We start from the raw sequence: 10,972 nt of genomic DNA on the forward strand, positions 1-10,972 counted from the left end.
TATTATGGTGATCCCCTGGGCGAAATGCGCCTGGTAAGCAGAGTTTTTGAAATGTAAGGCCTTTGAATAAGACAAAAGGCTGCCTCATCGCTAACTTTGCAACAGTGCCTAAACGCCAGCAGCTATGCTGGCCGTCAGGAAAATCATCCGGATGCTATCAGCCTCAGCAAGCCACTTTTCACGTCTAAAAGCACTAAAAATGGGGTGGAGGAGGTCATTCATCCTGACTTCATACTGAATGTAGTTCCGAGCAAAGAAAACATCGTTACCACTTTGATCATCGAAACAATGGGCTCTGAATCCGAGGAGTATGTCGAGCGTAAACTGCAAACACATAGCTGGATGGAGCAGGAAGGTGTGCTCTTAACTGATCCTCCGGGTTGGCCAGAACCTTCAGACAGGACATTTAACAGCTTCCTGCTCAAACACATTTTTAGTGCAGGGAAAATGCACAATTAGTTCAGGCAGCGGTTTTGAATTCAAATAGTGACAATGCACCCTCAGCCAGAAGTGGAAAGGACGCACTTAAGTGTGACAAACGACACTCAGGGCTGAGGGGATATGTGACAAGCTGCACTGAACTAAATGTGACAAATTGCCCTCATTAAGTGTATTTAAAGCACAAAATCGGAACCATGTAGTTCCAGAAAACCAGTCAGGGCAAAGGAAGACAAACTATTCTGTGACAAATCACCCTGAGAGCTTTAACTCTAGTGTGACAAACCACCCTGCTAATTGTGACAAATCACCCTCAAAACTCACTCAGGTGTAATCGACATTATGTCGCTGAAAGAAAAGACTATATGAGTCGTCTGGCGTCCTTTCTTTTTCTCTATATAAGACAGGCGCATTGGCGTTCTGCTGTTAATCTCATCGACACTCGCCTGCAGGAACCTACGGCGAAAGTCCGGCATACGCTGATAACTTTGCGGAAGCTGATAGCGCTCCATGATCCAGTCTATTTTCAGGGATACCACGCCAGAGCCATCCGGCTTACGGTACTGGCATAATGACTCGTACAGGCGCATGGCATAGGGATTGGTGATCTCTTTCGTTTCACTTAGTCGGAACTGTGTGAAACGGTTCTGAAGGCCAATAAAGAAAGGAATGAGGTACGGGTTAATATGAACGCTGTAGAGCCCTCTGGAGGGACTATGGGCACGTTTGATGAACCAGGGAAAGGACTCATAACCTTTTTCTTCCCCGGCATCCTCTTCAGGCCGATAAAAGACCACTTCTTTACCCGCGAATCCCTTGAGAGCCTGACGGATATCTTTGCTTGCCTCGGCGGAGGTCAACCCGAAGGTTTCCGCATATTTGGCGACCTGAATTTCACAGATCCCATCATGCTCCTGCAGCGTACCGTCAGATTTTCTGATCTGGTCCACAAAGAGATATAGCATACGCTTTTGATCGCGGGACAGACTGTATGCCGCCTCAGTAAGTTCGTTTGACTGAACAATACGCGGGCTATTCTTACGTTTTTTATGGTTGATAACCGCAACTTCCGTCATGACAGATCCGTGTAAAGTGTGACAGATTTTAAGATTGTCACACTAAATGAAAAAGAGTCAACAGGTAGGGATAACTTTGTGAAATACTGCAGCTTTTGAGGGCAATTTGTCACAGGGTAAAGGGCAATCTGTCACAGATAAACCGGGGTTTTGAGGGTGATTTGTCACACTGAAAGGGCAAATTGTCACAAAGATCCTTCTCAAACCCGCATGAATAAAGGGCTGAGAGACGTTCTAAAAAGGTAAACCTAACAACATATTAAAAAGATCTTATAAAAATATGTCCGTGGATAAGTGGATAAACCTGAAGGAGCTAACCATTAGACTCCGAGCGTAAGCAGAATTTATCCGTGCAGTTCCCTGGTGCTTCCTCGCTCACTCGCGGGCTTCGCCCTGTCGTTCGGCTGCGGCGAGCACTACTGGCTCTCTCTGAAAAGCGAAATTTAACCGATCCTCGCTATGGGGATATCTTTCCAGCGTGTGGTATACGCAGGGGAGAGCATATCGCGTTTCATCTGCCATGCAGGCGCAATCCCTCGTCCTGCAAACCAGATCTGTCCCAGTCCGGAATGATTAATGCCATCAAGAACCTTCATCAGCTCAGCGCTGTGAGGACGTGGCGGACGTTCGTCGAACAGCTGCAGCTGCGAAACGCCGGAGCCGGTGAAGTCATTCAGCATCACACCGGCTTTGGCATACCGGTGGCCATCCTTCCAGATACGCTCCAGAGCCGTTGTGGCGGCCGCAATAATGTCCCGGGTGTCCTGGGTGGGGGTAAGCAGTTTCTCCGTGGCCACGTTGCCATAGTAAGGCTCTTTAACGGCGAACGGAGACGTTTTGATGAAAACGGAAATATGCCGGCAATACTGGTGTTCTTTACGCAGCTTTTCTGAGGCCCGCTCTGCGTACTGACAGACAGCCTGGCGGAGCGAATCGTACTCCGTGATTTTCTCTCCAAAACTGCGGCTGCAGACAATCTGCTGTTTCACTGGCGGGGCTTCCTCAAGTGACATACAGCTTTCCCCGTTCAGCTCCCGGACCGTTCGCTCAAGGACCACGGAGAAATTTTTGCGGATAAAGGCCGGGTTCGTCAGGGCAAGATCGAGAGCGGTCCTGATGCCCAGTACATTGAGCTTGCGTGCAATGCGGTTTCCCACGCCCCAGATCTCTTCGACCGGCTGCAGTGAAAGCAGTTTCCGCGTTCGCTGAGGATTCCCCCGGGTCAGGGCGAGCACGCCGCGAAACTGTTTCCACTCCTTTGAGGCCCACTGGGCTGATTTCGCCAGCGTTTTCGTTGGTCCGGCGCCCACACCGATGGTCAGACGGGTACAGTCATACACGTGCTGGCGCAGCTGCCGGCCGAAATCCTCAAGATCCATGCAGTGCTCCACGCCTGTCAGGTCAAGGAACATCTCGTCGATCGAATACTGTTCCACCCTGGGGGCCAACTCCTCCAGGCAGTTCATCACGCGCGCCGACATCGAGGCGTAAAGCTCATAATTGCTTGAAAAACAGTATATTTGTTCCGGGTAAAGCTCGTTCTTTATCTGGAACCACGGGGTGCCCATTTTGATCCAGGGCTTCGCCTCGGCGCTGCGTGCGATCACATTTCCGTCGTTGTTGCTCAGGACGACGATCGGCTTTCCTTTCAAATCCGGGCGGAAAACGCGTTCGCAGCTGGCATAAAAGCTGTTCACATCGGCCAGGGCAAACATCAGTACATCTCCCTCGGGCGGTGGATGATGTGCGTGACGACGCCAAAGATATCCAGATCGTCCGGGTCGGGATAAATCGGCGACCAGGCGGCGTTCATTGGCTGCAGCGTCAGTCGTGGCGTCAGCAGAAGCCGTTTAACCGTAAACTCCCCCTGCACGCTGGCCACAACAATATCGCCGTGCCGGGGCTTCTCTGCACTGTCCACAACCAGCAGATCGCCATTGTAAAGGCTGCCGTCGGACATGCTGTCACCGCTGGCACGGAGATAGTAAGTCGCGCTCGGGTGCCGTATGCAGTAATCATGGAGATCCAGGTCGGACTCGACATAGTCAGCGGCAGGGCTGGGAAAACCGCAGCTGGCCAGGTCTGCAAACAACGGATGGGCCTGTGGCGGGAGTGCTTTCCCGGTGCTGAAAAACTGCAGTTTCATCTTTCCTCCTGACGTCTAAATATACTGGTTATGCATACAGTATATTTAACAGCGCGAGGATAATCCAGATCACCTGCTTCATGAACAGGGTGAGTAACCTAAGTTACTCAAAATGCTATTTATCCTCATTGTGAGATTTTTAAATTACTCACAATGAGAAAATAAGGCTTTTGTTTTGCCATTTTGCTCTTATAATATGTATCAAATTGAGTTTAATTAACGGAGCATAATGATGAATATTTACTGCGATGATGGTTCAACTAATGTTAAGCTGGCATGGTTTGAAGGAAACGAGCTGCAGACCCGGGTTTCAGCTAACTCCTTCCGGCATGGCTGGAAAGTGGCGGAATTCAGTGCCGCAACGTTCAACTATCAGGTGGGCACGCTGAAATACACCTGGGACAGCGTCAGCCGGGATGCCATCCCGACGACAAACGTGGAATACCAGTACGGTGATCTCAACCTGCTGGCCGTGCATCATGCCCTGCTGAACAGCGGACTTGAGCCGCAGCCGGTGAGCCTGACCGTGACGCTGCCCCTGAGCGAGTATTATGACGGGGACTGCCAGCGGAACGAGGAGAACATCCGACGCAAACGGGAAAACCTGATGCGTGAGCTGGTTCTGAATAAGGGCAGGGCATTTACCGTAACGGACGTGAAGGTAATGCCGGAATCACTGCCGGCGGCGTTCTCCCGTCTCGCCGAGCTGAAGCCCGGACCCGCTGAGACCACACTGATTATCGATCTCGGCGGAACCACGCTCGATGCCGGCGTGATTGTCGGACAGTTTGATGATATCAGTGCGGTACTCGGCAATCCGTCTGTCGGCGTGTCACAGGTCACCCGCGCAGCTGCAGGCGCGCTGCGGGCTGCAGACAGCGAAACCAGCGCGCTTATTGCTGACACGGTCATCCGCAACCGCAATGATCGTCAGTATCTGCAGCGAGTGATCAACGATGCCGGAAAAATTGACGATGTTCTGAACAAAATTACAGAGGCAATCACTTCCCTGGGCGCGCGCGTCACCAGTGAGCTGACGGCCTTCAGGAACGTTAACCGGGTATTCCTGGTCGGGGGAGGGGCATCCCTCATTGAAGAGGCTATCCGTCAGGCCTGGCCTCTGGCTCCTGACCGTATCGAGGTTATCGGCGATCCGCAGCTGGCGCTGGCCAGAGAGATTGCCCTTTACAATAAAGAGGACTAAACGTGCCGGACGGCCAGTATTCTTTCTATCTGCACAGCGACGATCGCACCGACATCGCGGCGATGGCGACCATCAGCACCATCTCACAGCCCCTGCGTGGTGACTTCATCCGGACCGCCGTCACCGCCGGGGCGGTGATGTACCAGACGGATGCACGTTTACCGGCGCTGATCCCGGTGTTCTTTGACGGGTATCTGAGCGCCATCCGGCTTTGTGCCGTGATGGCGCTGGTATCCGGCACCTGGTCTTCACTCTCAGGACTTCCTGATGAGCCTGATGGTGGCGTGGCGGCTCTGGCCATGTCACCGGAGACGGAATACCAGCGCCGGCGTTACACCCTGACGCTTCAGGATGACCGGAGCAGTGAACGGGTTGAGCGTGTGCTGACGGGCGTGTCATCCCGCCTGCGCGGAGAGCTGCTGAGAAACCTGATTATCACCGGTCTGGCCCTGCATACGACCGCACCGGAGCTGCCGCGTCTGCTGGCCAGTATGCCGGTACCGCCCGGCACGGTCAGCGAGCTGCAGGTTCTGGTTCAGCAGATGGCTGGTACGGCTGACGTGAGTATGGCTGCAGTGCCGGAGAAACCAGCGGAGCCTGCCGCACCGGTATCCGCTGAAGCGACCAGGATAAAGAAAAATATGCGCCGGGCATTCGGAGACTAGAGCATGCCAGTGATTAAACAAAAAGCAGAGCAGTGCATTCATAACTTTCTGCGCGCCCGGAACGTGCCTGAATCTCAGTGGCCGGAGCGGGTAAAAAAGACCGGCAGGGGAATGATACTGGCAGGCGTGGCCGTCGTGGTTCCCGGTGTTCTGGTTGATAATATCTCCCTGCCGGTGACAATTGCGATGCAGGTCTGCTACGCCTCGCTGATCGGCCTCGGTGTTCTCCTGGCGTTTGACGATAAAAAGCCGAAGAACCGATCCTGAGCAGGAACATCATTCAGAATGGTAACCAGACAGCCCGGGAGGGACTGATGCAAAAGGTTAAGAGAACGGGGCTGACGCTGGCGGAGGCCAGCGAGCTGTTGAACTGTCAGGACATAAGGGAGATGAACACAATGAGGAAGACAAATGAAGTGTAATACTGCAATTTTGTTTGTGGCGCTCACACTGGCAATGCCTGGTGCTGTGAATGCCGCAGCCACAGTGGCGGTTCTTGACCAGATGGCCACGAAAAAGCAAAAGGAACGTGAAGACCAGCTCGAAGCCGTGGAACGTGATGCTTTGGCACAGCCAGATGCATGGAAAGCGTATCTACAGGTGTCTGACGCAGTGCCTGCTGATGCTCCCATCATGCTGCAAAACCGCTACCGCAGCCTCGCCATTTCACTGGCACTGAAGGCTGCAATGGCCTGTTCGTCAGACGCTCTCAAGCTTCTCGAGCGTAACGACGTAATTGAGTTTCGCGTACTCCGATCATCGTTAGTCTCAGCCTGCAAAACAGCTAAATAAGTTTCGTGCCAGCTGCCCACTTCCAGATTCCAATGTTCGGCTGGCATTCTCTCAATCCTGTAACCCTCTGTCCTGCATTGTCCTCTTCAGGACAAAAAAAACGGCAGGGTGACATCTCATCCCTGCCGTCAAAACTAATCGCTTAATTTTTCGGCGATTATAATGTATTGTTTTGTGATGTAAATCACATTTTTATTTAATGTGAAATTTTCCCTTCGCTTTATATCTCCCGTAAGAAATTACCCGCCGTGCCTTCACGCTAACCCGGCCGCTGCGGTCGCAAGGGTTCACGTTGTCTCCGTCCTCACCCGTTCGCGCCCTGCACGGTGCATTCAGCCCGTGAAGGGCTTGCGCTGCGGCTTCGGCGTCGCCCTGGCGTCCTCCGCTTTACGCCGTGTTTTTGTGGCGGCACGGCGCAAGAGGGTGCCGGATGCTGAGGACACAACCATGTTCAGACTGACCTGTATTGAACCCGATAACGGCGAGTTTGCCGTCTATATCAATCACCATTACCTGGGGAGTGAAGATGCCAGCGGAGAGCGACTTTCTCTGGGGGAGGTTCTGGAGCAGCTCTCCCTGCTGCCGGGCGTGGAATTACAGACCCTGCTGGAACCCGTACCGGAGTGCGATGACTGGTGCTGGAACGACATCGCCGATCGCGTCCTGCCGTCGCGTCCTGCATGTCGTGATGATGTGACGGTGGCAGGGCTCATCGCCAGGCTGAAGCAGTACCCACCGGATGCACTGTGTATGGGGACGTTCTGGCTGGAAGATGATTTTCTGTCGCTTGATGACAGTCTGTCGGAGGAAGAAATTGCAGAAGCCATGCGTATCTGCGACCACAGCCACGATGCAGGCATCGGTTTTAACTGGGACACGCTGCAGTTCGCTATCGACCACGTGAAGGGGCGCTGAAAAAAAGGACACCATCCGGGGAGGGGGTGTCCTGAAGCCATGCAATTCGTTACAGGTGAAAACCCTTAAGATGTTTTCGGCACTGATAATCACATAATCACTTCGCACTTTCACCTGCCATATATCCGACTCAAAAAAAAGACGTCTCCGGTTGGGGACGTCCTGAAATCAAAGGCACACATGTCAGATAATGGCGCGAATCCATTATCAGTGTGCATTCTGCCATACACTCACGGACTCATCAGCTACCAGAACCGGTACCGAAGGATGTCGGTTCCCTCCGCCTTATTGCCGCCAGCCGGCGGCGTATTCTACGCCGTGCCTTCACGCTAACCCGGCCGCTGTGGTCGCAAGGGTTCACGTTGTCTCCGTCCTCACCCGTTCGCACCTTTCACGGTGCATTCAGCCCGTGAAAGGCTTGCGCTGCGGCTTGCGGCGTCGCCCCTGCGCCCTCCGCTTTTCGCCGGGTTTTTGTGGCGGCACGGCGCAACAGGGTGCCGCATATCAGAGAGGAGTGTGTCTATGTCCCGTTTTATTCTGGGTGACTGCGTGCAGGTGATGTCCCGTTTTCCGGCGCGTGCCGTCGATTTTATTCTTACCGATCCACCGTACCTGGTTGGCTATAAGGACCGTACCGGCCGCACCCTGGCCGGGGACAACTCTGCCGAATGGCTCCAGCCCGCCTGTCATGAAATGTACCGCGTGCTGAAAAATGACAGCCTGATGGTGAGTTTCTATGCCTGGAACCGCGCGGATCTGTTTCTGAATGCGTGGAAAACGGCCGGTTTCCGGGTGGTTGGCCATATCGTCTTTGCCAAGAGCTACGCCTCAAAATCGACGTTCGTGGGTTACACCCATGAGAGTGCCTACCTGCTGGCAAAGGGAAGGCCGCAAACCCCGGACCGTCCCATCCCGGACGTGATCCCCTGGAAATACACGGGCAACCGACATCACCCGACGGAGAAGCCGGTGCAGAGCCTGCGGCCGCTGATTGAATCGCTCACGCGTCCGGGGGCTATTGTCCTTGATCCGTTCGCCGGCAGCGGCTCCACCTGCGTGGCAGCCGCCGAAGCCAGCCGCCGCTATATCGGGATTGAGATGCTTGAGCAGTACCACGCCGCCGGCGTTCGACGTCTGGCACAGGTTGAACGGGCAAGAAGGATGCCGGCGGCCAATGACGGCGCGTTTTACCCTGACTGGCCGGAGGCGGCATGAACTACCCGGGCCTTGAACACCTGCGCGCGGACGTGGCCGCGCTCAGCAATGCCATGTGTGACGTGCGGATGCTGCTGAACCGCCTCGAATCGCAGCACCGGCACGACGCGGCAACGCTTACCGAACGTATGGCTGCGCAGACTCTGCGCCGGATCAACACCCTGCTTCTTGAAGCCTACCGCGAAGCCCTGGTGCTGGACGAAACCTTTCAGGACTGACTGACCCTGCCGGGCTGATGCCCGGCCTGTAACACCTTACAAGAGAGAAAAACGATGTACGGAACCCGCGAAGAACTTTGTGTACAGCTTGAAAACATGTTCACGTCTGACGAACCCCTGGTCCTGCTGGTCTGGACGGAAGAGGGGATTAGCGTGGCCTGCCGTGAAGCCCAGCCAGAACCGGACGGGACTGAAATCCGGAATCTGATGAAGGCGATCGGCGAAATGAAAATGACGCAATACCGCCAGGAGGGGGTAAATAATCTGACTGTCAGCGATCTCCTGGCCCGTCAGCGGGAAGTGGCAAACCGTCAGGTGAGTGTTCCGGCGGTACTCCTGTCCCGCGTCCTGCGTAACTATGAATGCGAGCTGGAAAACCGGATCGGTATGGCCTGGGAAGCCGGGCGGCAGGAGCCTGAATCCGTCAGGAATGAGCTGAAGGACGTTCACGCATTACAGGAGACGCTGGCCGCGTAAGGGAGAGAGCCGGGGTAACGCTCCGGCAACCGGTGGCCATCCACTGCGAAAAGGATGTCAGTGCCTTCCGCTTTTATCCGCCGCTGCCCTCCGGGCCACGTCGGGACAATGAAACTCCTCTGAAGCTCCGTGCGGTGACGGCATGCGCCGTGACTTCACTGTAGCCCGGCCGCATCGGCCACAAGGGTTCGCTTACGCCTCCGTCCTCACCCGTTCGCACCCTTCACGGTGCATTCAGCCCGTGAAGGCTTTGCGCTGCGGCTTGCGGCGTCGCCCCTGTGTCCTCCGCTTTTCGCCGGTCTGTCGTGTCGTCACGGCGATGCCGGAACCGAGAATATGTTAACCGTGGAGGATCTATGAACCAGACCGTGACCTGTGATGCTGTTCGTCTTGAGGGTGCGCAGCGCCTGACTTTCCTGCCTGATTTGTTTGGCGGCGATTTTATGACGTCCGAGGCATCCGTGTACGCCTATGCCCAGCGTTACTGCCCTGAGTATCAGGGGGGATTCTGGCAGTTTTACCGGCTGCCGGAAGGTGGCGGATATATGGCGCCTGACGTGGAGAGCCTGACCCTGTGCAATCCGGACAACTGGTTTGAGCAGACTGTCAGCGGGGAAGTGGCGGGGATCATTCTCACGGCGCTGGTACTGAATCACCGGAGCTGGCACCACAGCAACCATGACCATGAAGAACTGTGCCGCCACTTCTGCCGTCGCTATGAGCAGCTTATGGCATTTGCTGACACCCATCCGGAAAGCGCCACCATCTGGCGTGCCCTTGACTGACTGACCACGGGCGGCGATGCCGCCCGATAAAAGGAGAAAAACATGATTGGTACAGCAAGAGAAATTGCCCTTGAAATGCTGCGTTGTTCCGACCTCGATGGCGAGAAGTACGTTTTCGCCAGCTGGAACCGAAATGATATCCGTTGCGTCTGCCTTGACTGGGATTTAACCGATGAGGAACTGGATGAAGTCCTGCGTCGACTAAGTTCCTGCCTTCAAAGTGGCGCGGATATCGGCCAGATACGGGCGATAGTCGAAACCATGCTCGATGAGCGACGCGAGAAGCGAACCGTGACTATTCCCGCGAAATCGCTGGCCTTAGTCATGCAGCTTGCAGGACGGGAGATGCAACGTATCGCAGTATGCGCGGAGGATGGCGGCGGATCAGCTGAAGAAACCCTGAAAGAAGAAAACGACGTCATGATGCGCCTGCGCGAGGCGCTCGAGGCCTGACAGAAAAGCCGGAGGCATTGCCTCCGGAAACAGAACAAAAGGAGAACACCATGCAACTGTCACCGGAAACCCGCAGCATCCTGCGCCAGTATAAAACGCTCATCAACGAGCGACGTCGCGAATCAGGACTCAGCCCCGTAACCACAGCGAAAGTGCTGGATGAGATCTGCGAATCGGCTACCCGCCAGTGCGCCGTCTATCTTTGCGGCCACTTCATTCTCCAGGGCGGTCAGGGGGATGGAAAGTAAATAATCCGGGCGGGGCATAGGCGCCGCCTGTTCGCGCGCGAAAACCCTGTCATCCCTTCGGGCTGACGGACGGCAAGACCAGCGCCTGCGGCGCTGCCCCCTACCGCCCAGATGTAAGCCCGGAGAGATGCAGATGAAAGGCACTGTGAGGGCAAATTGTCACGGATACGGTCCTGCGTGGCGTGGCGTGGCGTGGCGTGGCGTGGCGTGGCGGCTCTGAAACCCGATCAGCAAATTCTCTGAAAACACCTGAATCCCACTTCTGGCCCCCTTCGGCTCCCGGCCAGCGCTGCTGTCCGGTCGTCGAGCCCCACTCCGCCAGGGCGGCCGCTGCGCACCC

The 10,972-nt window shown here is 55.1% G+C and carries 14 protein-coding genes and 1 pseudogene; 12 read left to right on the forward strand and 3 right to left on the reverse strand.

Features of this window, described 5'->3' with window-relative positions:
• Positions 1-93: 93 nt before the first annotated feature.
• A pseudogene (locus tag C6A40_RS25365) lies at positions 94-459 on the forward strand (hypothetical protein); the annotation flags it as partial.
• Between the two features lie 299 nt (positions 460-758).
• Here the strand turns inward: C6A40_RS25365 and repE are convergent.
• The 3 genes from repE to umuD all read right to left on the reverse strand — a co-directional run bounded on the left by repE (position 759) and on the right by umuD (position 3,660).
• Positions 759-1,514: a replication initiation protein RepE gene (repE, locus tag C6A40_RS23915; RefSeq protein WP_008502210.1), complete on the reverse strand. Its 756-nt coding sequence runs from the start codon at positions 1,512-1,514 to the stop codon at positions 759-761.
• 443 nt (positions 1,515-1,957) lie between these two features.
• Positions 1,958-3,229 (reverse strand): Y-family DNA polymerase, encoded by a 1,272-nt coding sequence (locus tag C6A40_RS23920; protein WP_048209972.1) that lies wholly within the window; start codon positions 3,227-3,229, stop codon positions 1,958-1,960.
• Positions 3,229-3,660 carry a translesion error-prone DNA polymerase V autoproteolytic subunit gene (gene umuD / locus C6A40_RS23925; protein ID WP_048209973.1) on the reverse strand — a complete coding sequence of 144 codons (432 nt, stop codon included), beginning with the start codon at positions 3,658-3,660 and terminating at the stop codon, positions 3,229-3,231. The genes C6A40_RS23920 and umuD overlap by 1 nt, the downstream gene beginning before the upstream one ends.
• A gap of 232 nt (positions 3,661-3,892) precedes the next feature.
• Between umuD and parM the strand changes: the two genes are divergently transcribed.
• The 11 genes from parM to C6A40_RS23980 all read left to right on the forward strand — a co-directional run bounded on the left by parM (position 3,893) and on the right by C6A40_RS23980 (position 10,632).
• A complete protein-coding gene (parM, locus tag C6A40_RS23930) occupies positions 3,893-4,864 on the forward strand; it encodes a plasmid segregation protein ParM domain-containing protein (RefSeq protein ID WP_114191447.1) in 972 nt (323 codons plus the stop codon).
• A 2-nt stretch (positions 4,865-4,866) separates the two neighbouring features.
• Positions 4,867-5,529 carry a plasmid partitioning/stability family protein gene (locus C6A40_RS23935; RefSeq protein WP_048209974.1) on the forward strand — a complete coding sequence of 221 codons (663 nt, stop codon included), beginning with the start codon at positions 4,867-4,869 and terminating at the stop codon, positions 5,527-5,529.
• A gap of 3 nt (positions 5,530-5,532) precedes the next feature.
• A complete protein-coding gene (locus C6A40_RS23940) occupies positions 5,533-5,796 on the forward strand; it encodes a hypothetical protein (protein ID WP_048209975.1) in 264 nt (87 codons plus the stop codon).
• Positions 5,797-5,940: 144 nt separating this feature from the next.
• Entirely contained in the window at positions 5,941-6,321 is a 381-nt protein-coding gene (locus C6A40_RS23945) for a hypothetical protein (protein WP_048209976.1), read from the forward strand.
• Between the two features lie 447 nt (positions 6,322-6,768).
• The gene (locus C6A40_RS23950) at positions 6,769-7,236 is read left to right on the forward strand and encodes a hypothetical protein (RefSeq protein ID WP_114191448.1); all 468 of its coding nucleotides are present in this window, start codon (positions 6,769-6,771) and stop codon (positions 7,234-7,236) included.
• A 522-nt stretch (positions 7,237-7,758) separates the two neighbouring features.
• Positions 7,759-8,451, forward strand: a complete 693-nt coding sequence (locus C6A40_RS23955) for a DNA methylase (protein WP_013087143.1) — start codon at positions 7,759-7,761, stop codon at positions 8,449-8,451.
• Positions 8,448-8,669, forward strand: a complete 222-nt coding sequence (locus C6A40_RS23960; protein WP_013087144.1) for a hypothetical protein — start codon at positions 8,448-8,450, stop codon at positions 8,667-8,669. Before C6A40_RS23955 ends, C6A40_RS23960 begins: the two co-directional genes overlap by 4 nt.
• Positions 8,670-8,723: 54 nt before the next feature.
• On the forward strand, positions 8,724-9,146 hold the full coding sequence (locus tag C6A40_RS23965) for a DUF1380 family protein (protein WP_008502214.1): 423 nt from the start codon (positions 8,724-8,726) through the stop codon (positions 9,144-9,146).
• A gap of 356 nt (positions 9,147-9,502) precedes the next feature.
• On the forward strand, positions 9,503-9,931 hold the full coding sequence (locus tag C6A40_RS23970; RefSeq protein ID WP_008502215.1) for an antirestriction protein: 429 nt from the start codon (positions 9,503-9,505) through the stop codon (positions 9,929-9,931).
• Between the two features lie 42 nt (positions 9,932-9,973).
• Positions 9,974-10,384: a DUF1380 family protein gene (locus tag C6A40_RS23975; RefSeq protein WP_114191449.1), complete on the forward strand. Its 411-nt coding sequence runs from the start codon at positions 9,974-9,976 to the stop codon at positions 10,382-10,384.
• Between the two features lie 50 nt (positions 10,385-10,434).
• Positions 10,435-10,632 (forward strand): hypothetical protein, encoded by a 198-nt coding sequence (locus tag C6A40_RS23980; RefSeq protein ID WP_023345621.1) that lies wholly within the window; start codon positions 10,435-10,437, stop codon positions 10,630-10,632.
• Positions 10,633-10,972: the final 340 nt, after the last annotated feature.

Source organism: Enterobacter sp. GER_MD16_1505_Eko_090, assembly GCF_003331015.1.
Lineage (GTDB): Bacteria > Pseudomonadota > Gammaproteobacteria > Enterobacterales > Enterobacteriaceae > Enterobacter > Enterobacter roggenkampii.